Origin of the sequence: Nonomuraea aurantiaca (assembly GCF_020215705.1) — a bacterium.
GTDB lineage: Bacteria > Actinomycetota > Actinomycetes > Streptosporangiales > Streptosporangiaceae > Nonomuraea > Nonomuraea aurantiaca.
Genome location: NZ_JAIWNB010000005.1, coordinates 1 through 26998, shown reverse-complemented (window position 1 = coordinate 26998; position 26998 = coordinate 1). Strand labels below are relative to the sequence as shown.

Sequence of the window (26998 nt, the reverse complement as noted above, 5' to 3'; positions counted from 1 at the left end):
TCTCCGGTTCGTGTCGTGAGCTTGCCGTCGGCGAGGTAGTTCGAACCCTCGGACACCGGAGCCACCAGCACTGACATCGGACAGCCGCCCTCTCCCGAGGGCCCATTCGTCGCCCCCGGCCGCGATGGTCTCCGCGTGCGAGGGCGCGGATCTGTTCACCGAGCAGTTCAGCCCCACCGCCTGAAAGGTTTTGAACACCCATGCAGTCCAACCACCGTGGCCGCGGCGGCCTCTCGGCGTCCCGGCCCATGCTCGACACCCTTGAGAAGAACCTGGCCACCCACCGCGATCGGATCAGGCCCGCCGCTGACCGGGCGCTGGACGCCGTGCCGCTCGGGCCGGCCCGGGGAGATGCGGTGCCGCCGGACAGCGCCGACCCCGACTCGGTCCACTCATGAAGCGCCTGCATCTACGGCTCGCGCGCGCGGTGGGGGCGCGGCCGCGCGGCCGTAGCGACCACTGGTCGTTCCTGTTCGGTCAGATCGCGGTCTACAGCCTGGTGGTGCTCGTCGTCACCGGAGCCTTCCTGACCTTCTTCTACGACCCCGACATGACCCAGGTGATCTATCAGGGCCACTACACCCCGCTGCGCGGAGTGCCGGTCAGCCGCGCGTTCGCCTCCACGCTGGAGATCAGCCTGGAGGTGCGCGGTGGCCTGCTGATGCGGCAGGTCCACCACTGGGCCACGCTGATCCTCGTCGCCGCCATCAGCCTGCAGCTGCTGCGCCTGTTCTTCACCGGTGCCTTCCGTCGTCCGCACGGCCTGAACTGGCTGGTCTGGGTCGGCCTGTTCATCCTGGGCATCGTCGCGGGTGTCACCGGGGGCATCCTGCCCGACGACATGCTGTCCGGAGGCAGCCTCGCGCTGATCCAGGGCGTCACCCAAGCCATCCCGCTCGCCGGGACCTACCTGACCGGCCTGCTCTTCGGCGAAGCCGTCCCCGGCGAGCAGGTCATCCCGCTGTTCTACTGGTTGCACGTGCTGCTCGTTCCGGCGATCATGATCGAGTTGCTCATCGTCCGGCGCCGGCTGCTCCGGCGGCACGGCCGTACCCACTACCCGGGCGCGGCCCACGTGCCGCCGCTGAGCTCACTGGCGCTGTTCCTCGCCACCTGCGGCGTGCTCACGCTGCTGGGCACCCTCGCGCAGATCAACCCCATCTGGCTGTACGGCCCGGCCAGGCCGGGCACCACGAGCGCGGGCGCGGTGCCCGACTGGTACATGGGCTTCCTGGACGGTGCCATCCGCATCATGCCCGGCTGGGAACCCGTTGTCGCCGGCCACCCGCTCACCCTGTCAGTCCTCATTCCTGCCCTGGTCGTGCCGGGCGCCTTCTTCACCGTCCTGGCCGCCTACCCCCTCCTCGAACGTCGGCTCACCGGCGATCGAGGAGTCCACCGTCCCCTGGATCGGCCCCGTGAGGCCGCCGTCCGCACCGCCCTGGGCGCCGCCGGTATGACCTTCTACGGCCTGCTGTGGGCGGCGGCCGCCAACGACCAGCTCGCCCACCACTTCAGCCTGTCGTTGTTCGCCGTCACCTGGTTCTTCCGCATCGCGCTCATCGCCGGACCGGTCGTGGTCTTCGAGGTCACCCGCCGCATCTGCCTGGCCCTGCGAGCCCAGGAGCGGGAAGTGCGAACACACGGCATCGAGACCGGCGTCGTCCGCCGATCGCCTCTCGGTGAATACACCGAGGACCACCGGGCGGCTCCCGCAATGCTCACTTACGGAAGTACCTATGCCGATCAACACTGACATCGAGATCCACGCCCGGTGAACGTCCTGCTCATCGGCTCAGGCCGGCGGGGCTGCGGACGGCGATCGCCGCCGCCGAGGCAGGCCGCGAGGTGCTCATCGTCGGCCGTCTCACCGGCTGAAGGCAGTTGGTGACCCTGCTCGCAGTCCTCTCACGCCGAGGACAGCAGGAGGTCAACCGAACAGGACACGAGGTAGATCCATGGCGTTGCCGGTGGTCGTAGGATCGTCCGCGTGGCTCTGGACGACACCGCCGCCCGGCTCGGGGTACCCGTCGAGGACGTCGACCGCGTGCACCGGCTCGCCGGCGACCGGCCGTCGGCTCCGCTGCCCGCCAAGGCCGACGCGCCCGCCATCCTCGACCGGCTCGCGGTGCGGCCGGACGACGCCGCCGAGATCATGGCGGGCTGGCCCGACCCCGGCTCTCCACTGTGGACTCCGGAGCTGCGCTGGCTGCTCGACCGCTCGATCGCCCTGGTCCGCGCCGATCTCGGAGGCCACGGCTGGCTGCCGCCCGGTCCGGAGCTGCCACGTGAACGGGGTCCCGCCTGGCGGCATCTCTACGTGTACGCGTACCTGGCCCTGGTCGACGTCGTCATGGAGTACCACCGCGACCACGGCATCGCCGATGCCGTGTCGTGGGTGACCCTCGCGGACCTGGGCCGCAACCTCGCGATCGACCGGCGGATGCGCCGCGAGGGCTGGCCGGTCATGCAGAGCTGGCTGACGCTGCACGCGCGCGGCGGCATCTACGAGCTGGGCCGGCTGCAGCACCAGCGCGGCGGCACCACCATCGACCTGCACATCCCCGAGTCGGGGCCGATGACCCCGGAGGCGGTCGCGGCGTCGCTCGACGAGGCCCGCGCGTTCTTCCCACGCCACTTTCCCGATGAGCACTACACGGCGTTCTCCTGCGGCTCGTGGCTGCTCGACCCCCAGTTACTGGAGTACCTGCCCGGAGACTCCAACATCGTCCGGTTCCAGCAGAGGTTCGAGCTGGAGCCCTACGCGGAGCCGGAGGGGCAGGACGCCGACGTCGAGGTGCTGCGGTTCGTGTTCCGCACCCTGACCACGCCGCTCGACCAGCTGCCGCGCCGCACCGTGCTCCAGCGCGCGATCGTCGACCACCTGAAGGCCGGCCGCCATTGGCGCATCCGCCGCGGCCACTTCCCGATCTAGCTGGGCCGCGAGACATCCACGGATCGGCCTCATGATCGATGAGCCGTGGCTCCGTCGATTCGTCGCATCGATTCTGCGGCACCGCGGTTCAAGGAGGTCTCATGCCGCAAGTCCGACGAGACAGGACACGTCCTCAGCAACACTTCCAGGAGCACGCCGATCCCGTCCGGGCGATCGAGCGCGACGTGGCGGGCGGCCCGATCGGCAGGCCCGCGCCCGCTTCCTCGTGCCCGCCTCCCACATCACGACCAGCAGGCGGCGGCCATCAGCCGCGTGGTTGAGGTCGGAGCAGTGGGCGGCGTGTTGGGCGGGGCGGTGGTCGTGTGCGATGAGGTTGATGAGATGGATGCGAATTCCGGCAGCAGGCGCAACAGCAGGGATCGACCCGTCTGGGATCGTCCTGCCGGACGGTCGTCATGCCCGGGTGTAGCGGTGTTTGGTGCCGGGCGGGAAGTATTCGGGGTCGCCCAGTTCCCGTAGCCGGATGAACGGCGCCTGCTGGGCCATCGGTACATAGGCCGCGAACTCGCTGTTGAGCCGGAGCAGCTGTTCGAGGATCGACTCGCCCACCAGCCTGGCCGTCTCCTCCGACGGCTTCTCGCCGGGCATGAGCTCCACCGTCACCGTCAGGTGCCGGTCGCGCCGGTCGTCCTCGACCGTCTCCATGACGAACTTCCCGGTCACCAGCGAGCTGACCGTGGGCTGCTGCAGCCCCACGGAGATGTTCTCCGGGAACACGTTCGCCCCGTAGTAGGACACGGTGAAGTGGCTGCGCCCGAACACGTAGACGAAGGGCCGGGACGGGCCGGTCGCCGAAGGCTCGAAGCCGTGCTGCCGTACGAAACGCGTCATCCGTTCGAACGGCACGATCCCGCCCTCGTCGGCAATGTGATAGCGGACGAGGGGGATGCCGTTGTCGCCCGAGAACACCAGCGTGCCCTCGTGCTCCTCGAAGAAGCGGACCTCGGGGTCGTACTGGACGAGCGTCGGCAGTCGCGACTCCCCGAACAGCTCCCTCGCCGCCCCAGGACGTCCGGCCAGGAACCGGCGGATCTCCACCGAAAGAGGCGTCTCGTTGCCCAGCACGCCCGCGTCGGCCGTGCCGTACAGGGAGGCGATGCCGCGCACCGGGTCGGCGATGCCCGCCCGGCTCGCCACGAGCGTGCGCCACTCCTCGCTGAACACCTCGCCGGCCGTGACGAGCTTGACGTTCCATCTGGTCCAGGGCAGTCCCGCGTCGATGACGTCCTTGAGGAAGGGCGGATAGCCGAGCAGTACGACCTGGTCGAAGTGCGGGGCCAGCTGCGGGAGTACGCGAAGGATCTCCCGCTTGTCGCTGCCAGGGGCGACCACAGTGATCGGGTAGCCGCGCTCGGCCAGGTGTCGGCAGCAGGCCACGGTGAACAGCCCGCCCACCCAGGTGCCGAGCGCGAAGCAGACGACGGCCAGCGTCCTGCGCTCCCGGGCCTCGAAGGAGTCCCGGAACACCTCCTCGAACCGCGCGGCGATCACCCGCTCGTCGGACACCGAACGCGGCCAGAACGACGGCGTGCCCGTCGAACCGGACGAGACCGCGATCATGTCGCCGATCACGCCGTCGCGGCAGAGCCGGGGGAGTGGGTGGCGGTTGAGGTAGCCGTCCTTGGTGAGCAGCGGCAATCGCGCGAAGTCGGACATAGTGGAAACCTGGCCAGGGTCGACGCCGTGCTCGGCGAGAAACTCCCCGTACGCGGGCACCGACGCGGCCACCTGATGGAAAAGCGCAAGCGGGTCCATTTCTCAGACGGTAGGTCCTGCCTCCCGTTGACGCACGCGGTGGTCGCCTACGCCCGGCTGCCGCTGCCCGACAAGCACACAGCCGGCCGATCTACCACCACCTTGCCGAGCAGTTGCTCCCGCATCCGCAGCTCGACCCCTTCACCAAAGGGATGGTTCGAGGGAGATCTTGCGTTCTTCGGGGGTCAGTTCGCGGATGGTGCGCTTGGCGGCGAGTGCCTGGACCTGGTGCATGGGGCCGCATACCTCGCAGCGCCAGATCCGTACCGTGGCGTCGTCGTAGGTCGAGAGTAGCCGCCACCCGTCCGGGCTGAACTTCACGGAGTTGACCGTAGTGCCGGAGCCGCTGAAGACCACTGGCTCGCGCCCCTCGGCCGGTACCCAGATCCGCACGGTGTTGTCATTGCCACTGCTGATGACCTGCTGCCCGTCCGGGCTGAAGCCGACGCTCCACACCACGCCCTGATGGCCGCGCAGGACGATCGGGTCTCCGGTCCCGTCGGTGTTCCAGATGCGGATCGTGCCGTCATTGCCCCCGCTGACCACTCGCCGCCCGTCCGAGCTGAGGGCGAGGCACCACACCAGGCCTTGGTGGCCGCGCAGCATGACAGGTTGACCGGTCCCGTCGGCGTTCTGAATCAGGATCGTGCCGTCCACGCCTGCGCTCGCCACTCGCCGCCCGTCGGGGCTGAACGCGACATACCGGACCTGGCGCTGAGGGCTGTCCATGATGACCGGCGCTCCGGTCCCGTCAGTGTGCCAGACCCGTACAGTGCCGTCGTCACCTCCGCTGACCACCCGCGTGCCGTCCGGGCTGAAGGCGGCGTTCCACACGTTTCCACTGTGGCCGCGCAGCACGACAGCCTGGCCGGTCCCGTCGGCGTGCCAGATCCGTACCGTGCTGTCAGCACCTGTACTCGCCAGTCGCCGCCCGTCCGGGCTGAAGGCGACCCCGAGGACGTCCGCCTTGTGGCCGCGCACCACCAGCGCGTCACCGCTGCCGTCGATGTTCTGGACGCGGATCGTGCCGTCGATACCGGCACTGGCGACGCGTCGCCCGTCCGGGCTGAACGCGGCGTCGTACACGGCCCCGGTATGACCTCGCAGGATCATCGCGTCACCGGTGTACGCCACGTCCCACAGCCGCATCGTCCCGTCGTCGCTCGCGCTCGCCAGCGTACGCCCGTCCGGGCTGAACGACGCGTTCCACGTCGTACCACGATGGCCGCGCAGAACGAGCGGGTCGATGTTGCTGGCCATGTTCCAAATCCGGACCGTGCCGTCGTTGCCCACGCTGGCGATCCTCCGGCTGTCGCGGCTGACCGCCGCACCCTCCACCGTGCCGTCGTGCCCGCGCAGCACTGCTGGTGCATTCTGTCCGGTCACGTCCCACACCCGCACCGTGCCATCGGTACTGCCGCTGACCAGGTTCCGCCCGTCCGGGCTGTACTGCAGTCCTTCCACAGAATTCTCGTGGCCGCGCAGCACGACCGTTTTCGCCTTACCGGCCGGGTCCCAGATCCGGACGGTGCCGTCGCCGCCGCTGCTGGCCAGTCTCCGCCCGTCCGGGCTGAACACGACCTGCAGAGCCCGCCCATCGTGGCCGCGCAGCACCTTGGGAGCACCGCCTCCTGCAGATGAACTGCCGGTCCACTTGCCGCCATCCGGTGCTTTCCAGATCCGCACCGTGCCGTCGTCCCCGGCACTTGCCAGGCGTTGCCCGTCGGGGTTGAACGAGACGCCCCACACCGGACCACGGTGGCCGCGCAGCACCAGCGGATCGCCACCGCCGGCCCAGTCGGACACGCTGACCGTTCCGTCGATGCCGCCTGTCGCCAGGTAGCGTCCGTCCGGGCTGAACACGGGGTTCCACGCCTCACCGGCATGGCTGTGCAGCACCACCGGATCGCCCGTGGGCAGCCCTCGTGCGGACACCTGCCAGACCCGTACGGTGCCGTCCCCGCTGCCGGCGGCCAGATGCCGCCCATCCGGGCTGAATGCGACGCCGCAGACCTTGCCCGCAGCGATGGGAACGATGAGCCGGATCCGCGAGTCGACGGTGGCCTGCCGGAGTACCGCCGTGGCCTCCTCCGTTGGGCTGACCGCGTATGCCCGCCGGGCCAGCAGCAGCCCGAGCTGCGGGTCCAGCTGGAGCTGGCCACGCGCGTCCGCCGCCAACTGGCGAGAGTACGCGAGATCTCGCTCCTTCTCCGCCCGGTTCGCGTTCACCAGCGCCATCACGGCCAGTGCTCCGACCACGGTCGCCGCCACCACCAGGCTGATCAGAGCCGCGCGCACACGACGGCCCGCCGCCGCCCGATCCCGGCGCGCGCGTGCCCTGCTGGCCGCCAGGAACGTGTGTTCCAGGTCGTTGAGCCGGTCGAGCGCGCGGTCCTCCCAGGCCGTCAGCCGTGTTCCCCGGTACAGCAGCTCGTTCTCGCGCCCGTGCTGCTCCCACTCGGTGGCGGCGTCGGTGAGCCGCCGCTGGAGCCGGACGAGTTCCCGGTCTTCGGCGAGCCAGCCCCGCAGCCTCGGCCAGGAACGGATCACCGCCTCGTGAGCCACCTGGACGCTGTCCTCGTCGACGGTGAGCAGCCGCGCCGCCGTCAGCCGGGACAGTACGGCCTCCATCGCCGCCCCGTCCGGCCCCGCCAGCAGCTCCGCCGGCGGGACGCGCCTGCGCGTGTCCTCGGTTCCCTGCCCCAGCGCCGTCAGGCGGAGGAACGCGTTCCTGGCCAGATATCGCTCACCAACGTCGAGCCCGTCGTAGATCTGCTCGGCGGTCTGCGCGATGGCGCCCTGGATGCCTCCTGCTTCCCGGTACCCCGCGAGCGTCAACGTGCCGCCTTTGCGGCGCTTCCACGTCTCCAGCAGGGCGTGGGAGATCAGTGGCAGCGCGCCGGGCTCGCCTCTTGCGTCGCTGAGGATGGTCTCGACGAGCGCCCGCTCGACCTTGAGCTCTGCCCGGAGCGCCGGGCCGATGATCACCTGTCGGAGGTCGTCGTCCTCCATGGGACCGATCAGCAGGTGCCGGTCGCGCAGCATGGCTACCAGCGGCGGGTGCTCAGCGCACCGGGCGTAGAAGTCCGCGCGGATTCCCAGTACGACGCGGGCTCGATCGTTGGTCTCCTCCGCCGCGGCGAGCAGCGAGTCCAGGAAGAGGGATCTCTCCTTCTGGTCGTCGCAGAGGCTGAAGACCTCCTCGAACTGGTCGACCACGATCACGATGCGCACGCTCTTCGGCCTGCCCGCCAGTATCTGACCGATCGCCAGCCGGATGTTCGAAGGGGTGGCCACCAGGTCGGCGTACAGGGAGGGAGCGGAGGTTCCGCTGAGGTTGGCCAGGCCCACCGCGAGTTCGTCCAGGGGGTGCGCGCCTGGCGTGAGAAGGAGTGTCGGGCGGTCCAGGCCTTCTGAGGCGGCGCTGTTCCTCAACGCCGGAAGCAGGCCGGCTCGAAGCAGGGAGGACTTGCCGCTTCCTGAGGCGCCGAACACCGCGAGCAGGGATGTGTCGCGTAATCGCGCGGAGAGTTCGTTCACCAGCTCGCGCCGGCCGAAGAACCGGTCCGCGTCGTCAGGATCGAAGGTGACCAGGCCGAGGTAGGGCGCGTCCTGGTCCATCTGGTCCTCCGCACCGGCGTCGGTGTCGGCCAGCTCCGCGGCGACCTCTCGCCAGAGTCTTTCCCAGGTCTCGGTGTCGCCGCCGCAGGCCTCGACATAGGCCAAGGTGACCGCCAGCGTGGGAAAGACCTCCCCACCTGCTGCCTCGGACAGTGCGGTCACCGAGTAGTGCGCGCGCCTGGACAATTCGCGGTAGCTGGGCCGAGGGGCCCCGGCGCGTAACTGCCTCAGCTCGTGCGCGAACCGCTGTAACGGGCCCGCGTCAGGGTCGAGCGGCCGTTCCGGTCGTCCCATGAACCCGCCCCCATGGCCGTACGATCGCCGGTTGTCGAACTGCGAAGATCGCCGCTTGACAACCGGAATCGACTATAGCCATCGGGAGTTGATTACGCGATAAACCGCCCGTCGCGCCCCCGGGGGACGACGGGTGGCTCCAACGCGAGTTACGCCCGGTAATGCCGGCGACAGCCTAGGACTCGGCTGGATCCGGTCTTACAGGTCGTAGTGCAGGTCGGTCTTGCCATTGCTTGGGTTGTAGGTGCAGTAGTAGTCGATGCCGGTTTGCGAGTGCAGATAGGCCGCTCTGTTCAAGCAGTCGTAGCAGCTTTCGTAGTTCGGGGGCACCCACACGCTGTTCGGATTGGCCTCGGTCCTGAGGTGGCATCGGTTTGGGGCGAGGATCGTGGAGGTCGCGCTGCTCGACGAGGTGCTCGCGGTCGAAGCGTACGACAAGCCGGGTACGGAGGCGATGACAGCGGTTGCGAACATGGCTGCCGTCACAAGGCCCAGACCGCTCGCGAGCTTCCTGCGGGACTGTCGTTCCATGTCGATTCCCTTCGTCGGGTGACTCGGTAAGCCGTATCCCCTGGTCTAGCCGTCCCGAAGTTGTCCAGCACGCGTACGGCGTGCTGGACAAACAACTCTTCGGAGGCGGGTCGGTTTTGGAACTTCTCACAGGTGAAACGCATTCCGTTGATATGCGTGTGAGTTAACGCGGGTTTAGGCTCTGTTTTCCGGACCGGCGCATGCCCGATGCGGGAATGCAACAAAAGCCGCCAGAGCGCGTCACCTTCCTCAGGGAGCCCCGCGTTCCTCCGCATCCAGTCCCGCAGAGCTCACGGGTCACTTCGCTCGTCGCGTACGCGGTCAGTCGCCCGGGCGTACCAGTCCCGTTTCGTACGCGTAGACGATCGCCTGTGCCCTGTCGCGCAGCCCCAGTTTCATCAGCACCCGCCCCACATGCGTCTTTACCGTCTGCTCCGCCACCACCAGCTTCTCCGCGATCTCCTGGTTGGACATCGCCTGCGCGACCAGCGCGAGCACCTCCGTCTCACGCTCCGTCAGCTCCGCCAGTCGCCGGACCGTCGGCGCCCGGGGCGCGCCCAGCCGGGCGAACTCGTGGATCAGCCGCTTGGTGACCGCCGGGGCGATGAGGGCGTCGCCCGCCGCGACGACCCGCACGGCCTCGGCCAGCTGGACGGCCGAGGCGTCCTTGAGCAGGAACCCGCTCGCCCCCGCCCGCAGCGCCTCATAGACGTAGTCGTCGAGGTCGAAGGTGGTCAGGATGAGGACCTTCGGGCCGTCGCCCGACGACAGGAGCCGCCTGGTCGCCGCCAGCCCGTCCATGACCGGCATGCGTACGTCCATGAGCACCACATCGGGCCGCAGCTCGGCCGCCCGTCGCACTGCCTCCTCGCCGTTGGCCGCCTCGCCCACCACTTCGATGTCGTCCTGCGCGCTCAGGAACACCGTGAACCCGGTGCGCACCATTCCCTGGTCGTCCGCGATCAGCACCCGGATCACGCCGTCTCCTCCGCCCCGGCGATCGGTAACGTCGCGGCCACCTGGAAACCGCCTCCCTCGATCGGTCCCGCCTCCAACGTGCCGCCGAGCAGCGCCGCTCTTTCCCGCATGCCCACCAGCCCTTGACCGGTCCCTTCCGGGCCGCCGGGCGCGGCGCCGGCGCCGTTGGTGACGTGGAGCCGTAAGGCGTCGTCGTCGAGCGCGACGGCGACCGTGACCGTGGCGCCGGGTGCGTGGCGCATCGCGTTGCTCAGCGACTCCTGCACGATCCGGTACGCGGAAAGCCCGACGGCGGGCGGCAGCGCCCCGAGCGGCTCCTTCGGCAGCTCGACCCCCACGGTGAGACCGGCGGCGCGGGCGTTGGACACGAGCTCGTCCAGCCGGTCGAGGCCGGGCTGCGGCGCGGTGTCGGTGCGGCCGTCCTGGTCGCGCAGCACGCCGAGCACCTGGCGCAGCTCGGCGATGGCCTCCAGGGACAGGCCGCGGATCTCGGCCAGGCCCGCCTCCAGCCGCGCGGGATCGCCGGCCGCCTTGAGCGGCACCGCCTCGGCCTGGATGGCGATCACCGACATGTGGTGGGCGACCACGTCGTGCAGCTCCCGCGCGATCCTGGCGCGCTCTTCGAGCACGGCCTGCGCGCCTTCGGCCAGCCGCGAGCGCCGCTCCTCCTCCGCGAGCCTGGCCGTGGCGTTGCGGCGGACGCGCACGTTGTAGCCGTACAGGGCGGCGACCGTCACCATGATCGTGACGAGGTAGAGCGAGTTGGGGTCGATGATCCACCCGGTCAGGAAGCTGATCACCCACACGGCGACGGTGATCCGGCGGTCGCAGCGCACGGCGACCGAATAGGTCACCAACGGGTACATCACCGCCAGCCCGAGCATGTAGGGCGGATAGCTCGTGCCGACCCCCCGGATCACCCAGAGGACGACCGGCAGCATGACCATGGTCGCCCGCCAGGCCGCCAGCGGCCATCGGTCGCGCATCGTCACCGGCAGGGAGATGGCCGCGGCGGTGAAATAGAGCAGCGGCTCGGACATCTGCCGGGTGCCGGTGCTGTTCCAGTCCATCAGCTGGGACAGCGTGGTGCCGTAAAGGATCAGGGCCAGGACGATGCCGGCGATCGGCACCAGATCGATGACGCCGACGAGGGGCAGCCGGAGGCGCTGCCGCTGCGACCTGGGCGACGGCGGATCGGCGTCGCCCTGATACAGCGCCAGCGCGAAGGGCCGCACGACTGCCGAGAACACGCGACCACCCTACGGGGGCGTGGATGGGCGGGCATCAACCCTGGGTCGTCATACTCAGGTAGGGGTGACTTACATAATTACGATCGCCGTGAGCGAACATCGGCAAGCCTGGGAACAATGAGGGGCTCTAATGACTTGAGTCCATATAACTCAACCCTTTGGAGTTCGTATGAGTGAGAGCTTGATCCTCCCGGTCCTGCCGCTGGACGACGAGGTCGTCCTGCCGGGCATGGTGGTTCCGCTGGACCTGTCCGACTCCGAGGTGCGGGCTGCCATAGACGCGGCTCAGGCATCCGGTGGTAACAAGCCGCGGGTCCTTCTCGTTCCCCGGATCGACGGCCGTTACGGCGCTGTCGGCGTGCAGGCCGTTGTCGAGCAGGTCGGGAGGCTGCCCGGTGGCGAGCCCGCCGCCGTGGTGCGCGGCGTCGACCGCGTGCGTGTGGGCACCGGCACGACCGGTCCGGGCGCCGCCCTTTGGGTGGAGGCCATCACGATCGACACCGTCGCCGCCGGTGAGCGCGCCCAGGAGCTGGCCAAGGAGTACAAGGCCCTGGCCACCACGATCCTGCAGAAGCGCGGCGCCTGGCAGGTGGTCGACCAGGTCAACCAGATCGACGACCCGTCGGTGCTGGCCGACAGCTCCGGCTACACCCCTTGGCTGACGACGGCCCAGAAGGTCGAGCTGCTGGAGGCCGCCGACCCGGCCGAGCGGCTGGCCCGGCTGGTCGAGTGGTCGCGCGAGCACCTGGCCGAGCTCGACGTCGCCGAGACGATCCGCAAGGACGTCCAGGAGGGCATGGACAAGCAGCAGCGTGAGTTCCTGCTGCGCCAGCAGCTCGCCGCGGTCCGCAAGGAGCTCAAGGAGCTCAACGGCGACTCCACCGAGACCGAGGAAGAGGACTACCGGGCCCGCGTCGAGGCCGCCGACCTGCCGGAGAAAGTGCGCGAGGCCGCGCTCAAGGAGGTCGACAAGCTGGAGCGTACATCCGACCAGTCTCCCGAGACCGGCTGGATCCGTACCTGGCTCGACACCGTCCTCGACCTGCCCTGGAACGAGCGGACCGAGGACAACTACGACATCACCGGCGCCCGTGCGGTGCTGGACGCCGACCACACCGGCCTCGCCGACGTGAAGGACCGCGTCATCGAGCACCTGGCTGTGCGCAAGCGCCGCCAGGACAAGGGCTTCGGCGTGGTGGGCGGCCGTCGCAGCGGCGCCGTACTCGCGCTGGCCGGGCCTCCCGGAGTGGGCAAGACCTCGCTGGGCGAGTCCGTCGCGCGGGCGATGGGCCGCAAGTTCGTCCGCGTCGCGCTCGGCGGCGTCCGTGACGAGGCGGAGATCCGCGGTCACCGGCGCACCTACGTCGGCGCGCTGCCCGGCCGCATCGTCCGCGCCATCCGCGAGGCCGGTTCGATGAACCCGGTCGTCCTGCTCGACGAGGTCGACAAGGTCGGCTCCGACTACCGCGGCGACCCGACGGCGGCCCTGCTCGAAGTGCTCGACCCGGCGCAGAACCACACGTTCCGCGACCACTACCTCGAGGTCGAGCTGGACCTGTCCGACGTGCTGTTCCTGGCGACGGCCAACGTCCTGGAGGCCATCCCCGGGCCGCTGCTCGACCGCATGGAGGTCGTCACGCTCGACGGCTACACCGAGGACGAGAAGGTCGCGATCGCCCGTGACCACCTGCTGCCCCGGCAGCTCGACCTCGCCGGCCTGACCGCCGATGAGGTGGGCGTCGAGGACGCGGCGCTGCGCAGGCTGGCCGCCGAATACACCCGGGAGGCCGGCGTACGGTCCCTGGAGCGCTCGGTCGCCCGCATCCTGCGCAAGGTCGCGGCCAAGAACGAGCTGCCCGTCACGGTCGGCGAGGACGATCTGGTCGGCTACATCGGCCGCCCCAGGTTCGTGCCGGAGTCGTCGCTGCCGGAGGCCACTCAGCGCACCTCGGTGCCCGGCGTGGCGACCGGCCTGGCGGTCACCGGCGCGGGCGGCGACGTCCTCTACGTCGAGGCGTCACTGGCCGAGCCGGAGACCGGCGAGACCGGGCTCACGCTCACTGGCCAGCTCGGCGACGTGATGAAGGAGTCGGCGAGGATCGCGCTCTCCTACCTGCGCTCGCACGGCGCGGAGTTGGAGCTGCCGGTCACCGCGTTCAAGGACCGCTCGGTCCACGTCCACTTCCCCGCGGGCGCCGTGCCCAAGGACGGCCCCTCGGCGGGCGTGACGCTGACGACCGCGCTGGCCTCGCTCCTGTCCGGTCGTACGGTACGCAGTGACGTGGCCATGACCGGTGAGATCTCCCTCACCGGCCGGGTGCTGCCGATCGGCGGCGTCAAGCAGAAGCTGCTGGCGGCGCACCGGGCGGGTATCACCACGGTCCTCATCCCGGCCCGCAACGAGCCGGACCTGGATGACGTGCCCGAGGAGGTGCGCAACGAGCTGACGATCCACCCGGTCAGCGACGTGCGTGAGGTCCTCGACATCGCCCTGACACCGGCTCAGGTCGTCTCCACGGTCGCGGCCTGACCTCTCACCCGTTTGCCCCGTCGTACTTCGGTACGGCGGGGCTTTTGGCTATTTGGACGAATTATCCGTTCGTTTGACTGAATGATTCGTGCATGCTTTTCTGGGCCCATGCTGTACGGCACGCCCGCGCTGGAAGCCGCCGACAAGGCCGCGCTCGCGGAGATCGAGGACATGCGGCGCGAGCTGAAATACCGCCTGGCCGAGACGCATCGCTGGGACGGGCAGTTGCGCAGGCAGTTGCGAGCGCGAGCGATCCAGGGGTCCAACTCGATCGAGGGCTACCGGGCCAGCGTCGAGGACATCGAGTCGATCATGGCGGGGGAGGAGCCACTGGAGACGTCGGCTTCGGTGACGCGGGAGATCGCGGGCTACCAGCAGGCGCTGACCTATATCCAGGCGTTGTCGCGGGCGCCGGTGTTCCGATACGACGTGGGCGTGCTCAACGCGCTCAACTTCATGATGATCGGCCACCATCGCAACAAGACACCAGGCGTGATACGGCCGGGCGGGATCTACATCCGGGATTCCGAGTCGGGCGAGGTGGTCTATGAAGGCCCCGACGCCGACCTGGTCCCAGTGGCGATGGACGAGTTGGTCGCGTGGCTCAATGACGGTGACCAGGATTGCCCCAGCTATGTCCGCGCGGCCATGGCCCACTTCAACCTGGTCAAGATCCACCCCTGGCGTGACGGCAACGGCCGGATGTCCCGCGCGTTGCAGACGCTCGTCCTGGGCCGGGACCAGATCACGCTGCCGGAGTTCTCCTCCATCGAGGAGTGGCTCGGCCAGCAGCGCACCACCATCGACTACTACGACGTGCTCGGCCAGGTCGGCGGGCGGCGATGGAGCCCTCACGGGGACACGTTGCCGTGGGTGCGCTTCTGCTTGAAGGCGCACCACATGCAGGCCCAGCGGGTTCTCCAGCGTCTCGGCGAGGCCGGGGAGATCTGGGTGCTGCTGGAGGAGCAGGTCGACGCCGATGGTCTCAACAGCCGGACCGTCTCCGCCCTCTACGAGGTGTTCGTCAACAGGCGCCTGCGCAGGAGCCGCTATCAGGCCGACGAAGGGCTCAGTCAGGGCCAGGCCGCCCGCGACCTGCGCGACCTCGCCGCCAAGGGCTGGCTCCAGCCGTACGGCGAGACCAAGGGCCGCTTCTACGCCCCCGGCCCGCGCATGGCCAGGATCAAGGCCGACTTCGCCGAACGCGTCACCCCGCTGCGCGACCCCTATCGCGCGAACGCGTAGCGCGGCCGGTCCGATCAGGCCGCAGGCCCTCGACCAACCGCAGGCCCTCGACCAACCGCGGGCCCCCGGCTAACCGCAGGCCCTGCAGACCCCCGGCTAAACGCGGATCACGGTGTCCAGGTCGGATCTCGGCCGATGAGGCCGAGCAGGCGGTCGAAAGCCGGGGCGTCGTCCGGCACCGTCACCGGCGGCCCGAAGGCGCCGCGCTGCCTGCCCATCTCCACCATCCGGTCGGTGAAGTCCAGCGCCCGCGAGACGGCCTCGGGCTCCGGCTCATACTGCTGACCGGTGGCCCTGGCCAGGTCCCAGCCGTGCACGACCAGGTCGACGAGGTACATGTGGGCCAGCGCGGTCATCGGCAGGCCCATGTCGGGGCTGGACCCCTCCCACGCCTCGCGCCGCGACCAGGCGGCGAGCGTGCGCTCGGCGCGCTCGGGGAAGCCGCCCGCGTAAGGCCCCTGCTCGATGCGTGGCCCCTTGCGCCCCAGCGACTCGAACATCTCCGCCACCCACTCCAGGTGGTTGATCAACTCCTTGACGTCGAACTTCGCGCACGGCGTCGGCGACCCGAACTGTTCCTGTCGCACCGTGCCCACCAATCCCGAGGTACGTTCGGTGGCACGCGTCATCAGCGGCATCATGTCGTCCATGACAGCCATGGTGCCCCGCCTATCGCAGGCGCGGCTTGTAGAAACGCGACAGCGCGGCTGGGTCGACCCGTACGCGGGACTTAAAGCCTTCAATTTCGCCCGCCAAGCACCATCGCCCGAAATTTCGGCTTATGTGGAGCACTTCTGGGTCGTCACCTGGACCGACCTCGCCGAGCCGTACGAACAGCGCATCGTCTCCCATCCCACCGTGAACATGACCATCACTCAGGACTTCCACCAGATCGCGGGAGTGATCAAGGGCGGGTTCTCTTACACGATGCGAGGCAGCGGCCGGGCGCTCGGCACGCGCTTCCGCCCCGGCGGCTTCCGGCCGTTCCTCGGCGGCCCGGTTTCCGAGCTGACCGGGCGTTTCGTGGAGATCGGCGAGATGTACGGCGCGGCGGGCGCGACGTTGGTCGAGCGGGTCCTGGCGGAGCCCGATCCCCGGGCCGCCATCGCGCTCATCGAGACGTTCCTGCTGGGTGTGGGGCCGGAGCCGGATCCGCTGGCCGAGGAGGTCGCGGCGCTGGTGGCGCTGGTGGAGGATGACGTGTCCATGACCAGGGTCGACGAGCTGGCTGCCCGCTCGGGGCGGTCGGTGCGCTCGCTGCAGCGGTTGTTCCGCGACTATGTCGGTATCGGCCCCAAGTGGGTGATCCGCCGTTTCCGGCTGCACGAGGCCGCGGAGCGGGTCTACCAGGGCCTCGATCTCGCCACGCTGGCCACCGAACTCGGCTACACCGACCAGGCGCACCTGACCCGCGACTTCACCGCCGCGGTCGGCATGCCACCCGCGGCCTACGCCCGGCGCAGAGGCCAGGCCCCTGATCCTCACGTCCGCTAAGAGTCCTCTTCATTGGGTCGGGCGGTAGAGGCGGGCAGCTGGTCTGACCGGGCGATAGGGGCGCGGAGCTGGTCTGACCGGGCGGGAGGGGCGTGCAGTTGGTCGAGCAGGTCGGCGGCCACGGCCAGGATGCGGCACTCCGCCGGGGTGAGCCGCTGGGCCATGCTCTGGGCCAGCCACACGTCCGTGGTGCCGGCCTGCTCGGTGAGCATCGCGGTGCCGCGTTCGGTCAGGACGATGTGGTGCCGGCGGCGGTCGTCCTCGTCGCGGGAGCGGCGGATCAGACCCTGCTCGTCCAGTGCGGCGAGGACCCGGGTGACCGACTGCGGTTGCAGGTGTTCGGCCGATGCCAGCTCTCCGGCGGTCATGGCGCCTCGTCGGTGCAGGTGGCCCAGCAGCGAGAGGGCCAGGGCGCCCAGGCCGTGTGCGGGGCGCTCCTCGCGCAGGCGCCGGGCCAGGCCGACGGCTGCGCGGCGGAGTGAGACGGCCGTGGCTCGTAGTTCCTCGTCGTCCATGATTATTACGGTAGCACTTACTAATTGTCTGGCTGTGCTTGGTGTTCACCCGTTATTTACTACGCAATGCGTATAGATAGTGCTAGGCTCCCGCGTCGGGAGGTGCCGACGTGGGGATCGAGACGCGACGTATGATCGCCGCCGCGCTGGGGCTCGCCGGCCCGGTCGCGTGGGGCGTCGCCGCCGGACATCCCGCCCTTGGCGCGCTGGCCGCCATCGGGGCCCTCGCCGTGAGCGGAGTCTCCGTGGGCACGACCGGCGCCGACGGAGTCGCCGCACCAGCCAGGGGCGGGTCCTTGGCTGATGGGCTGGTGCGCGCAGGCCAGGCGGTGGCGCGCGGAGGGTCCGCGGCGGTGCGCGGAGGGGCCGCGGTGGCGGTCACAGCCGCGGCGGGGCTCATCGGGGCCGTCGCCGGTGGGCATGGCTGGATCACGGCGGTCACCGTCGTGCTCGTCGCGGCCATGGCGGCGGTGGTGGGCGGGATGAGCCGACCCATGGCCGAGCACACCACGCGCTTCATCGTCTTCATGGTCATCTCGACCGGCCTGGCCCAGGACGCCGCTCCCGTCGCCGCCGCCGTACTGATCGCCGAAGGGGCGACCTGGGGCCTGCTGGTCACGGCCCTGGTCGGCGCGATGGGCGCCCGACCACCACAGGGCGAGCGGACGGGCCCCGAGCCCACGGGCCCCGAGCCCACGGGCCCCAAGCCCACGGGCCCCAAGCCCACGGGCCCCAAGCCCACGGGCCCCAAGCCCACGGGCCCCAAGCCCACGGGCCCCAAGCCCACGAGCAGGGCGCTTCTGAAGCGCTGGTGGCGGACGCTCGGGACCGTGCGCGGCTGGCAGTACCCCATCCGCCTGACCACCTGCCTGGCCGCGGCCCAGGTCATGGGCCTCGTGTGGCCGCAGCCGAACGCCTCCTGGATCGCCGTGACCGTCGTGATCGTGGTCAGGCGGCGGCTGGAGGGCGCGCTGCGGCGCGCGATCGAGCGGGCCGCCGGCACCGCCGCCGGAGTGCTGGCCGGGTCCGCCGTGCTGCTGTGGGTGCCGCCGTCGTGGCTGTTCGTGCTGCTCGTCTCAGGACTGGCCGCGGTCAGGCCGGTGCTCAAGGACCGCCAGTACACCCTGTACGCGACCGTCATGACGCCGCTCGTCCTGCTGCTCATGGAGGGCGGCGGAAGAGTGGCGCCTGCCACGATCGGGTACCGGCTGGCGGACACGGCCATAGGTTGCGTGCTGGCTCTGGGGATCGGCTATCTACCCTGGACAGTACGCCGAGAGAGGAGCGTTCGTGCCATCGTGGACTGACCATGCGATCTGGTGGCAGGTCTACCCGCTCGGCTTCACCGGAGCGCCGGCCACCGCCCAGGCGGAGGTGCGGCACCGGCTGCGCCACCTCGAGGCGTGGCTGGACTATGTCGTGGAGCTGGGCTGTTCGGGGCTGCAGCTCGGGCCGATCTTCGCCGCTGAGACCCACGGATATGACACCGTCGACCACTTCAGGATCGACCCCCGTCTCGGCGACGACGCCGACTTCGACTCCCTTGTCGCCGAGGCGCGGCGGCGCGGGCTCCGGATCATTCTCGACGGCGTGTTCAACCACGTCGGCCGGTCGTTCCAGGCGGACGAGCGATGGTTCAGGAAGGGGGCCGACGGCTATGAGGTGTTCGAGGGGCATCCGGGGCTCGTCGCGCTCGACCACGTGGAACCGGCCGTGCGAGCCCACGTCGCCGCCGTACTGAACCACTGGCTCGACCGCGGCGCGGCGGGCTGGCGGCTCGACGCGGCCTATGCCGTGCCGGCGTCGTTCTGGCGGGAGGTCCTGCCCGGGGTGCGGGCGCGGCACCCGGAGGCATGGTTCGGCGGCGAGGTGATCCACGGCGACTATGCCGGATATGTCGCCGAGTCGGGGCTCGACTCCGTCACCCAGTACGAGCTGTGGAAGGCCATCTGGAGCTCGCTCAACGACCGGAACCTCTTCGAGCTGGCCTGGGCCCTCGACCGCCACGACGGGTTGCTGGACACCTTCGTCCCCCTCACCTTCGTCGGGAACCACGACGTCACCAGGCTCGCCACCCGGCTCGAGAACCCCCTCCACCTCGGCCACGCCCTGGCCGTGCTCTTCACGGTCGGCGGCCTGCCGAGCGTCTATTACGGCGATGAGCAGGCGTTCCGTGGGTTGAAGGAGGAGCGGGTGGGTGGGGACGACGCGATCAGGCCGGAGTTCCCCGCGGCGCCCGGTGGCCTCGCCCCGGACGGGATGGAGGTCTACCGGCTGCACCAGCGGCTCATCGGCCTGCGCAGGCGCCACCCGTGGCTGGTCAGAGCCCGTACCACCGCCGAGCACCTGACCAACACGGCCGTGGCCCTCCGCTCCCGCCCCCGCGACGGCGGCGGCGACGGGACGGAGATCGTCACGCTGCTGAACCTCGGCGACCAGCCGCACCACTTCCCGATCGGCCGTGCCGACCCGGCCGAGCCGCGGCACGGTGTGACGGATCCGGCCGTCGTCCCGGCGCACAGCTGGAGCGTCGTGACGCAGGTCACCGAAGAAGTAGGGAATAGCGGGAAGCCGTCAGGCCGTTAACAGTGGCGTGAACGAGGCATACGTGACAGACCAGAGCGCCCGCGTCGGCGCCGGATGTTGCTGTATGGGGCGAATGTCCGCTATGGGCTTCCAGGTCCGCTAACCAGCCGTCCCTCCTCGAAGGTCACCCATAATGCTTACTCCCAGTTTCGTGCTGCGCAGGTTGAGCCACCTGCCCTTCCACCCCGGCACCCGTTAGACCGCCCGCCTGCGGGCCCTCCAACGATGTCGATGTCGATTCCGGCGGCGTGCCGCCGCTCTTAGTGGTGGGGATTTTTCGTGATACAGGCGTCCGGCCTGCGCAAGGTGTACGGGAACACCGTCGCTCTCGATGGCGTCGACCTGCGCGTACGCGAAGGCGAGATCTACGGCGTGCTCGGTCAGAGCGGCGCGGGCAAGAGCACCCTCCTGCGCTGCGTCAACCTGCTCGAACGCCCCACCGCGGGCACCGTCACTGTCGCCGGGCAGGACCTGACCGCGCTGCGCAGCGGCGAGCTCAACCGCGCCAGGCAGCGCATCGGCATGATCCACCAGCACTTCGCGCTGCTCTCCTCACGCACGGTCGCCGGGAACGTCGCCTTCCCGCTGGAGGTCATGGGCGTGCCCAGGGCCGAGCGGGAGCGCCGCGTCGCCGAGCTCCTCGACCTGGTCGGCCTCGGCGGCCGGGGCGGCGACCGCCCGAGCCGGCTCTCGGGCGGGCAGAAGCAGCGTGTCGGCATCGCCAGGGCGCTCGCGGGCAACCCATCGGTCCTGCTGTCGGACGAGGCCACCTCGGCGCTCGACCCGGCCACCACGCAGTCGATCCTGGCCCTGCTCAAGCGGCTCAACACCGAGCTCGGCCTGACGATCCTGCTGATCACCCACGAGATGAACGTCGTCAAGAGCGTCTGCGACTCGGTCGCCATCATGGCGGACGGCCGCGTGGAGGAGTCGGGCACGATCGCCGACCTGATCAGGACGCCGGGATCGCGGCTGACGCGCGAGATCTTCCCGCTGCCCGAGCCGGCGCCCGCGGGCTCGGTCACGCTCACCTTCACCGGCGACCCGCGGCAGGCGGTGGTGTCGGAGGTGGTGCGCAAGTTCGACGTGGACGTGAACATCCTGGGCGGCTCGATCGAGGACCTCGCGGGTGGCGCCGTGGGGCGCCTGCGGGTGTCCTTCTCGGGGGGCGAGGAGGCGGGCGCGCTGGACTTCCTGCGCTCGCGGGGGGTGCTGGTGTCATGACCATTCTTGTACGGCACAGCACGGAGGAGCCGGTATGACCTGGGATGAGATGGGGCCGCTGCTCTGGGAGGCGGCCGGGCAGACCGCGCAGATGGTCGGCTGGTCGACCCTCTTCACCGTGCTGTTCGGGCTGCCGCTGGGAGTGGCGCTCGTGGTGTTCGATCGAGGGGGGCTGCGGCCGGCGCCGGCGTTGAAGTCGGTGCTGGGCGTCGTGGTGAACGTGGGGCGGTCGCTGCCGTTCATCGTGCTGATGATCGCCATCATCCCCTTCACCCGGCTCGTCGTGGGCACCACCATCGGGACCGCGGCCGTGGTCGTGCCGCTCACCGTGGGGGCGGTGCCGTTCTTCGCCAGGCTGGTGGAGACGGCGCTGCGCGAGGTGGGCGCCGACGTGGTGCAGGCGGCCCAGGCCATGGGCGCCGGTCGTACGACGATCGTGCGGAAGGTGCTGCTGCCCGAGGCGCTGCCCGGCCTCGTCGCCGCGGTGACCGTCACCGTCGTCGCGCTCATCGGCTACTCGGCCATGGCCGGGACCATCGGCGGCGGCGGGCTGGGGGACCTCGCCGTCAGGTACGGGTACCAGCGGTTCGAGACCCTGCTCATGATCGTCACTGTCGTGCTGCTCGTCGTGCTGGTGCAGCTGATCCAGAGCCTGGGCGACCTGGTCGCCCGTCGGCTATCGCATAAGTAAGGAAAAATAATGAAATTTCGGAACATTGTGGGCGCTATTGCCCTGGCCCTGTCGCTCGCCGCATGCGGAACGTCACAGGGAGCCACCGGCAAGACCGCCGAGTCGGCTGACACCGTGCTGAAGGTGGGCGCCAGCCCGGTCCCGCACGCGGAGATCCTGAACTTCGTGAAGCAGAACCTGGCCCCGGCTGCCGGGCTGAAGCTGGACATCGTGGAGTTCACAGACTACGTGCAGCCGAACGTACAGCTCAGTGAGGGCCAGCTGGATGCGAACTTCTTCCAGCACAAGCCCTACCTGGACGACTTCAACGCCTCCAAGGGCACCAAGCTGAGCTTCGTCACGCCGGTGCACCTGGAGCCGCTGGGGCTGTACTCCAAGAAGGTGACCGCGCTCGCGGCCCTGCCGCAGGGCGGCACCGTGGCCGTGCCCAACGACGCCACGAACCTGGGCCGCGCGCTCAAGCTGCTCGCCGACAACGGCGTGGTCAAGCTCAAGGACGGCGCCGGCACCGCGGCGACCGAGCGTGACGTGACCGACAACCCGAAGAAGCTGGTGTTCAAGCCGCTGGAGGCCGCGCAGCTGCCCCGCTCGCTCGACGACGTCGACGCCGCGGTCATCAACGGCAACTACGCCATCGAGGCCGGCCTCAAGCCCGCTTCGCAAGCCCTGGTGCTGGAGAAGGCCGAGGGGAACTCGTACGCCAATGGGCTGGTCGTGGCTGCCGGGCATGAAAAGGACGCGAATATCGTGACCTTGGGCAAGCTCCTTCAGGACCCGAAGGTCAAGGACTTCATCAAGCAGAAGTACGCCGGTGCCGTGATCGCCGCCGGATAATAACCGATAAATCCCGAAAGATCCGGAAAGATCGGGAAAAGCGTCTTATCCCGTCACCTGTGGTGTTAAGTCGGTTGAAAGTGCGGGGCAATCGGTCAGACGTACCAAGGCTGGGTCAGCAATACCTCTCCCGAGGAGGCCCCAAAGTGCGATTCGTTTCGCGAATCCTCATCGGCGTCGCAGCCACCACCGTGGTGGCTGTCGGCGCACCGGCAGCGGCCACTGCCACCACCGTCACCACCGCCACTCCAGCCACGACCGCGTCGAGCTTCTACGACGCGAGCTGGGGACCCTACTTCTCTAGCGATCACAAGGCCAAGGCGGACGGTCACGTGAGCGTGGACAAGAAGCGGTTCAAGTTCTGGCACTGGAAGACGTTCTTCGTCAAGACGAAGGTGTGCACCTTCGACAAGAAGACCCACAAGAAGCACTGCGAGTTCGTCGTCAAGAAGATCAAGAAGCGCGTGTGGGAGTGGCGGTTCAGCTACTTCTTCACCGTCGACAGCACTCTCACCACCTACAAATGGTGGGGCCACAACAAGTGCGCGTGGGAGACCTTCAAGGTCATCGACAGCGACGGTCACGCGTCATTCAAGTCCTTCTCCACCTGCGGCAAGCACCCCGAGGACTTCTCCTTCTCGGGTAAGGACGCGGCCCACATCTATGTGGACGTGAGCAGGGGCGACCGGCACGGACCGACAGGGTTCCACTCCGGGTGGCAGGACGTGTATCACGCCGCCTGAGCAGAACGCGGAGCCGCGATCTCGACGCTGAGATCGCGGCTTCGCCGTACTTGTGGGGATCGCTGGCATTGTGGGCACGTTCCCGAATAGTGTTCGGTCATGTACCCGGGAGCGATCGCAGCCGTCACCCCCGACAAGCCCGCTGTGATCATGGCCGGCTCCGGCCGGGTCGTCACCTACCGGCAGCTGGACGAGGAGTCGAACCGACTGGCCCACCTGTTCCGCGCCGCCGGGCTGCGGCCGGGTGACCACGTCGCCTTCATGCTCCCCAACCATCCGCTCTTCCTGGCCATCGCCTGGGCGGCGCAGCGGTCGGGCCTGTACTACACGGCGATCAGCTCCCGGCTGGGCACCGACGAGCTCGCGTACATCGTGAACAACTGCGGCGCCCGGGTGTTCATCTCGGACGCGAGCCTGGCGGAGGTCGCCACCTCGATCACCGACGTGACGCCCGGCGTCGAGCTGCGCCTCATGCTGGACGGCGCCGCCGAGGGCTACGCCTCCTACGAGGAGGCGGTGGCGGGTCAGCCGGCCACGCCGATCGCCGACGAGTGCCAGGGCTCCGACATGCTCTACTCCTCCGGCACCACCGGCAGGCCCAAGGGCGTCAAGCCCGCCCTGCCGCGTACGCCGCTGACGGAGCCGAACATGCTGCTCCAGCTCATCCAGGGCCTGTTCGCGCCGACGGCCGACAGCGTCTATCTGTCGCCCGCGCCGCTCTATCACGCGGCGCCGCTGCGCTACTGCCTGAGCTTCCAGCGGCTCGGCGCGACGATTGTGGTGATGGAGCGCTTCGATCCCGAACGCTATCTGGAGCTGGTCGAGAAGTACGGGGTGACGCATTCGCAGCTCGTCCCGACCATGTTCATCAAGATGCTCAAACTCCCCGCCGAGATCCGGAAAAAGTACGACCTGTCATCCCTGCAGTGCGCCATCCACGCCGCCGCCCCCTGCCCCGTCCCCGTCAAGGAGCAGATGATCGCCTGGTGGGGCCCGATCATCCACGAGTACTACGCGGGCACCGAGGGCAACGGCTTCCTCTACACCGGCTCGCAGGACTGGCTGGAGCACCCGGGCACCGTCGGCCGCTCGCTGCTCGGCACCGTGCGCGTCTGCGACGAGGACGGCAACGAACTGCCGGCCGGCGAACACGGCACGATCTACTTCGACAGCTCCACCCGCTTCGAATACCACGGCGACCCCGACAAGACCCGCTCCGTCCAGGACCCGCAGGGGAGGGGCTGGACCACGCTCGGCGACATCGGCTACCTGGACGCCGACGGCTTCCTCTACCTCACGGACCGCCGCTCGTACATGATCATCTCGGGCGGCGTGAACATCTACCCGCAGGAGGCGGAGAACATCCTGTGCCTGCACCCGAAGGTCGCCGACGTGGCCGTCTTCGGAGTGCCGGACGAGGAGATGGGCGAGCAGGTCAAGGCTGTGGTGCAGCCGGTGTCGATGACCGAGGCCGGGCCGGGGCTGGAGGCGGAGCTGATCGAGTACTGCCGGGCGCGACTGGCCCACTACAAGTGTCCCAAGTCGGTGGACTTCCGCGTGGAGCTCCCGCGCCACCCGACGGGCAAGCTGTACAAGCGGTTACTGAAGGACGAGTACTGGCCCACCGGCGCGTAGGCGGCCGCTGCCATTGACACCGCTGGTGTGACGTCCTAGCCTACTTATTGCAGACGCGTTTCGTCTAAATTAACCACCGCTCCACCCATCTTTCCCCACGCCGCTTCCCAGAGCAGCTCCATCGCGGAGCTCCCCCGAAGCCGCAGCTCGGCTGCCGAAGCAGCCCGACCCCCTCGCACGTACCACATCGCCACATTTCTTCGAGCTGGAGGGCCGCTTTCCGCGCCGGGAGGACGTGCCGAAGACCGCGTGGACTACGTGGCGGGGCAGGTGAAGGTCGATGCGGCGCTGTTCGCCGAGTACCGCTGGTCGGGCAGCACGATCGAGTATCACCGGGCGCAGATCCGCCGGTTCCACGGCTTTCGCGAGCCGACGGTCGCCGATGAGGACAAGCTGACGTTCTGGCTGGCCGACAAGATCTGCCCGGTGGAGACCTCGCGGGAGCGGCTGCGCGCCGCGCTGCTGGCCCGCTGCCGGGAGGAACGTACCGAGCCTCCCACGCCCAAGCAGATCGAGCGGCTGGCCGGCGCGGCCGAGGCGTTGTTCGAGCGGGAGTTCACTGCCACCATGAGGCGGCGGTTGCCGGTCTCGGCGGTGGTCGCCCTGGAGGATTTGATCGCGGTTCCCGACCCCGACCCGGAGGGAGAGGGCGAGGCCGGGGGCGCCGGAGCGCGCAGCTTTCTGCAGGAGCTGAAGGAGGACCCGGGTCCGCTGCAGTTGGAGACGCTGCTGGCCGAGATCGTCAAGCTGGAGCGGGTCAAGGCCATCGGGTTACCGGAGGGCCTGTTCGAGGGGGTGTCGGAGAAGGTGGTGGAGGTGTGGCGGGCGCGGGCGATGCGCATGTACCCGTCCGATTTCGCCGCCGCGCCTGAGCCGATCCGGCTGACCTTGCTGGCGGCGCTGTGCTGGGTGCGCAAGGCCGAGATGATCGACGGCCTGGTGGAGCTGCTGATCCAGCTCGTGCACAAGATCAGCGTGCGGGCCGAGAAGGTCGTATCGAGCGCATCCCGTACGAGCTGTGCGTTCTGGTGGCGATGCGCAAAGGCACCACCGGGGGCGTGAAGATCACGCGGAAGAAGGGTGAGCCGTGGATCAGTGTCCCGCCGCTGGGCAAGCAGGAGGAGCCGACGGGCCTGAAGGCGCGTAAGGCGGAGATATCCCGCCGGTGGGGCGTGATCGACCTGCTGGACGTGCTCAAGGACGTGGCCCACGTCACCGACTACACCGACGCTTTCACCTCGGTGGCCTCGCGGATCGTCATCGACCCGGCGGTGCTGCAGAGACGGCTGTTGCTCTGCCTGTACGGGCTGGGGACGAACGTCGGGATCAAGCGGGTGGCCGACGGCGTGGCCGCGGCCGGCCCTGTTCTGGTCCCATCTGAACCTGTATGGCCGCTTCGAGCTCGACATGAGTCGCCACCTGGAACTGGACGGCGTTCCGCTCGGGCGGCCCAGCGCCCCGTGACGCACGGGGTTGGGCCAAGGCTGGCACCGCTCAGCCCTGTCAGCCCCGCCGTGTACTGCCGGATCGCTACTACCGGATCGGCAGGCCCGGTGGCGGGGTCGAACGGCTCCCACCGTTGCACGACGGTCTGCCGCACCCCCTGGTCGAGCTGCGCCGCCACACGGTGTTGCCCCTCGTAGTAGCGCTAGCGGAGCCGGTCGAGGCACAGGTTCGTGATGGCCTTGGTCAGCCATGCCAGTGAGGCCAGCCGGTTTCGGCCCGGCCTCACTGGCCTATGGGCTGGTGGTGTCGAAGCGATCAGTGGCGGTGCTGTCCACGCGGACCACGTGAGGCGGTTACGCGAGCGCCTTCTCGGCGGACGCATCCGGCGCGGCGGCCAGGCGGCGCTTGCGCTTGGGCAGGCCAAAGGTCGGGTGCGAGATGCCCCACAGCGAGATCTGGAGGATGCCCGACTTGATCCGCGCGGCCTTCCGGCCGCCCACGTACTTTGGCTTTGCTTGCGCTTCGTCGTCGACCATCTGCAGGTGTCCGCGTACTTCTTTGGGTGCTCCACCAAGTACGGAGATGTGTGCACCAGCTCAGGCGACCTCAGTGGCTTGTTCGATGTTTCTGAGCCGGTTCTTGAGTCGGTAACTGGGGCCGTTGATGGAGA

At 69.1% G+C, this 26998-nt stretch carries 23 protein-coding genes; 15 read left to right on the top strand and 8 right to left on the bottom strand.

Annotated elements, in window-relative coordinates:
* Nucleotides 1-200: 200 nt before the first annotated feature.
* The 3 genes from LDL49_RS14085 (at nucleotide 201) to LDL49_RS14075 (ending at nucleotide 2935) form a co-directional block, all read left to right on the top strand.
* Nucleotides 201-398, top strand: a complete 198-nt coding sequence (locus LDL49_RS14085) for a hypothetical protein (RefSeq protein ID WP_225291473.1) — start codon at nucleotides 201-203, stop codon at nucleotides 396-398.
* Nucleotides 395-1756: a cytochrome bc1 complex cytochrome b subunit gene (gene qcrB, locus LDL49_RS14080; protein WP_225291472.1), complete on the top strand. Its 1362-nt coding sequence runs from the start codon at nucleotides 395-397 to the stop codon at nucleotides 1754-1756. Before LDL49_RS14085 ends, qcrB begins: the two co-directional genes overlap by 4 nt.
* 234 nt (nucleotides 1757-1990) lie before the next feature.
* Nucleotides 1991-2935, top strand: coding sequence for an acyltransferase domain-containing protein (locus tag LDL49_RS14075; RefSeq protein WP_225291471.1), 945 nt, complete (start codon nucleotides 1991-1993; stop codon nucleotides 2933-2935).
* Between the two features lie 414 nt (nucleotides 2936-3349).
* Here the strand turns inward: LDL49_RS14075 and LDL49_RS14070 are convergent, their stop codons facing one another.
* The 5 genes from LDL49_RS14070 to LDL49_RS58345 all read right to left on the bottom strand — a co-directional run bounded on the left by LDL49_RS14070 (nucleotide 3350) and on the right by LDL49_RS58345 (nucleotide 11385).
* Nucleotides 3350-4711 (bottom strand): phenylacetate--CoA ligase family protein, encoded by a 1362-nt coding sequence (locus LDL49_RS14070; protein ID WP_225291470.1) that lies wholly within the window; start codon nucleotides 4709-4711, stop codon nucleotides 3350-3352.
* 141 nt (nucleotides 4712-4852) lie between these two features.
* Nucleotides 4853-8626, bottom strand: coding sequence for a WD40 repeat domain-containing protein (locus tag LDL49_RS14065; RefSeq protein WP_225291469.1), 3774 nt, complete (start codon nucleotides 8624-8626; stop codon nucleotides 4853-4855).
* 198 nt (nucleotides 8627-8824) lie between these two features.
* On the bottom strand, nucleotides 8825-9157 hold the full coding sequence (locus LDL49_RS14060; protein WP_225291468.1) for a hypothetical protein: 333 nt from the start codon (nucleotides 9155-9157) through the stop codon (nucleotides 8825-8827).
* 321 nt (nucleotides 9158-9478) lie between these two features.
* Nucleotides 9479-10135 carry a response regulator gene (locus LDL49_RS14055; protein WP_225291467.1) on the bottom strand — a complete coding sequence of 219 codons (657 nt, stop codon included), beginning with the start codon at nucleotides 10133-10135 and terminating at the stop codon, nucleotides 9479-9481.
* Nucleotides 10132-11385 carry a sensor histidine kinase gene (locus LDL49_RS58345; RefSeq protein ID WP_225291466.1) on the bottom strand — a complete coding sequence of 418 codons (1254 nt, stop codon included), beginning with the start codon at nucleotides 11383-11385 and terminating at the stop codon, nucleotides 10132-10134. Before LDL49_RS58345 ends, LDL49_RS14055 begins: the two co-directional genes overlap by 4 nt.
* Before the next feature lie 169 nt (nucleotides 11386-11554).
* On the opposite strand from LDL49_RS58345, the gene lon reads away from it, so the two are divergent.
* Complete coding sequence (lon, locus tag LDL49_RS14045) at nucleotides 11555-13915, top strand: endopeptidase La (RefSeq protein WP_225291465.1); 2361 nt, start codon at nucleotides 11555-11557, stop codon at nucleotides 13913-13915.
* 108 nt (nucleotides 13916-14023) lie between these two features.
* Nucleotides 14024-15160, top strand: a complete 1137-nt coding sequence (locus LDL49_RS14040; RefSeq protein ID WP_225291464.1) for a Fic family protein — start codon at nucleotides 14024-14026, stop codon at nucleotides 15158-15160.
* Between the two features lie 107 nt (nucleotides 15161-15267).
* Here the strand turns inward: LDL49_RS14040 and LDL49_RS14035 are convergent, their stop codons facing one another.
* Complete coding sequence (locus tag LDL49_RS14035; protein ID WP_225291463.1) at nucleotides 15268-15810, bottom strand: TIGR03086 family metal-binding protein; 543 nt, start codon at nucleotides 15808-15810, stop codon at nucleotides 15268-15270.
* Between LDL49_RS14035 and LDL49_RS14030 the strand changes: the two genes are divergently transcribed.
* Nucleotides 15809-16654 (top strand): DUF6597 domain-containing transcriptional factor, encoded by an 846-nt coding sequence (locus tag LDL49_RS14030; RefSeq protein WP_225291462.1) that lies wholly within the window; start codon nucleotides 15809-15811, stop codon nucleotides 16652-16654. The two genes, LDL49_RS14035 and LDL49_RS14030, sit on opposite strands and share 2 nt — an antisense overlap.
* Here the strand turns inward: LDL49_RS14030 and LDL49_RS14025 are convergent.
* A complete protein-coding gene (locus LDL49_RS14025) occupies nucleotides 16651-17169 on the bottom strand; it encodes a MarR family transcriptional regulator (RefSeq protein WP_225291461.1) in 519 nt (172 codons plus the stop codon). The two genes, LDL49_RS14030 and LDL49_RS14025, sit on opposite strands and share 4 nt — an antisense overlap.
* A gap of 110 nt (nucleotides 17170-17279) precedes the next feature.
* Between LDL49_RS14025 and LDL49_RS58340 the strand changes: the two genes are divergently transcribed.
* The 9 genes from LDL49_RS58340 (at nucleotide 17280) to LDL49_RS13980 (ending at nucleotide 26525) form a co-directional block, all read left to right on the top strand.
* Nucleotides 17280-18476: an FUSC family protein gene (locus LDL49_RS58340; protein WP_225291460.1), complete on the top strand. Its 1197-nt coding sequence runs from the start codon at nucleotides 17280-17282 to the stop codon at nucleotides 18474-18476.
* A complete protein-coding gene (locus LDL49_RS14015) occupies nucleotides 18460-19755 on the top strand; it encodes an alpha-amylase family glycosyl hydrolase (protein WP_225291459.1) in 1296 nt (431 codons plus the stop codon). The genes LDL49_RS58340 and LDL49_RS14015 overlap by 17 nt, the downstream gene beginning before the upstream one ends.
* Before the next feature lie 279 nt (nucleotides 19756-20034).
* Nucleotides 20035-20979 carry a methionine ABC transporter ATP-binding protein gene (locus tag LDL49_RS14010; RefSeq protein ID WP_225291458.1) on the top strand — a complete coding sequence of 315 codons (945 nt, stop codon included), beginning with the start codon at nucleotides 20035-20037 and terminating at the stop codon, nucleotides 20977-20979.
* A gap of 34 nt (nucleotides 20980-21013) precedes the next feature.
* Nucleotides 21014-21670 (top strand): methionine ABC transporter permease, encoded by a 657-nt coding sequence (locus LDL49_RS14005; protein WP_225291457.1) that lies wholly within the window; start codon nucleotides 21014-21016, stop codon nucleotides 21668-21670.
* 6 nt (nucleotides 21671-21676) lie between these two features.
* Nucleotides 21677-22504, top strand: coding sequence for a MetQ/NlpA family ABC transporter substrate-binding protein (locus tag LDL49_RS14000; protein ID WP_372470371.1), 828 nt, complete (start codon nucleotides 21677-21679; stop codon nucleotides 22502-22504).
* Nucleotides 22505-22650: 146 nt separating this feature from the next.
* Entirely contained in the window at nucleotides 22651-23247 is a 597-nt protein-coding gene (locus LDL49_RS13995) for a hypothetical protein (RefSeq protein ID WP_225291455.1), read from the top strand.
* Between the two features lie 99 nt (nucleotides 23248-23346).
* A complete protein-coding gene (locus tag LDL49_RS13990) occupies nucleotides 23347-24882 on the top strand; it encodes an AMP-binding protein (protein WP_225291454.1) in 1536 nt (511 codons plus the stop codon).
* Nucleotides 24883-24969: 87 nt separating this feature from the next.
* A complete protein-coding gene (locus LDL49_RS13985; RefSeq protein ID WP_308016127.1) occupies nucleotides 24970-25944 on the top strand; it encodes a DUF4158 domain-containing protein in 975 nt (324 codons plus the stop codon).
* A complete protein-coding gene (locus LDL49_RS13980) occupies nucleotides 25941-26525 on the top strand; it encodes a Tn3 family transposase (RefSeq protein ID WP_225291453.1) in 585 nt (194 codons plus the stop codon). The genes LDL49_RS13985 and LDL49_RS13980 overlap by 4 nt, the downstream gene beginning before the upstream one ends.
* A gap of 156 nt (nucleotides 26526-26681) precedes the next feature.
* On the opposite strand, the gene LDL49_RS13975 is transcribed toward LDL49_RS13980, so the two are convergent.
* On the bottom strand, nucleotides 26682-26864 hold the full coding sequence (locus LDL49_RS13975) for a hypothetical protein (protein WP_225291452.1): 183 nt from the start codon (nucleotides 26862-26864) through the stop codon (nucleotides 26682-26684).
* Nucleotides 26865-26998 lie beyond the last annotated feature (134 nt).